Source organism: Blautia sp. AF19-10LB, from assembly GCF_003461245.1.
Lineage (GTDB): Bacteria > Bacillota > Clostridia > Lachnospirales > Lachnospiraceae > Blautia_A > Blautia_A intestinihominis.
Genome location: NZ_QTWS01000006.1, coordinates 147276 through 147969, shown reverse-complemented (window position 1 = coordinate 147969; position 694 = coordinate 147276). Strand labels below are relative to the sequence as shown.

The 694-nt window shown below is 45.0% G+C and carries 1 protein-coding gene; it reads left to right on the top strand.

The features are described 5' to 3' along the window. The coding region (locus DWX28_RS05830; RefSeq protein WP_243002349.1) for an IS200/IS605 family accessory protein TnpB-related protein at positions 1-542 on the top strand (542 nt) is incomplete at its 5' end. Positions 543-694: the final 152 nt, after the last annotated feature.

The window sequence follows — 694 nt, the reverse complement described above, 5'->3', positions numbered from 1 at the left end:
ATGGATCTGTACAGGCGAAAAGCAGATGGGCTTATGCAAAAAGCCTGAACATAGAACTGGGCAGGAAGATTGCAGGAGCAATCACAAAATATGCCAAAGAGAACCGTGCAGATATAATTGTCTTCGAATACCTGGAGACAAAAGGAAAGATATCCGGGAAAAAGAAACAGAAACTGCATCTGTGGAGAAAACGGGATATCCAGAAACGCTGTGAACATCAGGCACATAGAAATGGGATGCGGATATCGAGGATCTGTGCGTGGAACACCAGCAGGCTTGCATATGATGGAACAGGAACAGTTGCCCGTGATCCGGGAAACCACAGCCTGTGTGTATTCCAGACAGGAAAACGATATAATTGCGACTTATCAGCATCGTACAATATAGGAGCAAGATATTTTATCAGAGAACTTTTAAAACCCCTTCCGGTAACGGAAAGGTCTTTGCTGGAGGCAAAAGTCCCTGCAGTAAAGCGTAGAACCTCATGCGTTTATGCAGATCTGAAAAAACTCAGTTCGGAAATGAACTTAAGAATAGCATAAATGCAGGCAGATATACAGTGGACTACCTGCAATGTGGGAATCTGCCGTATCCGGCATGGAAAATGCGCATAACTGCGCACCTAAGTTACAGGTGTATCCGCCGATATTTAGTCTGACGCCTAAAGCGTCCGGAAGCACGTGACTTCAGTCAT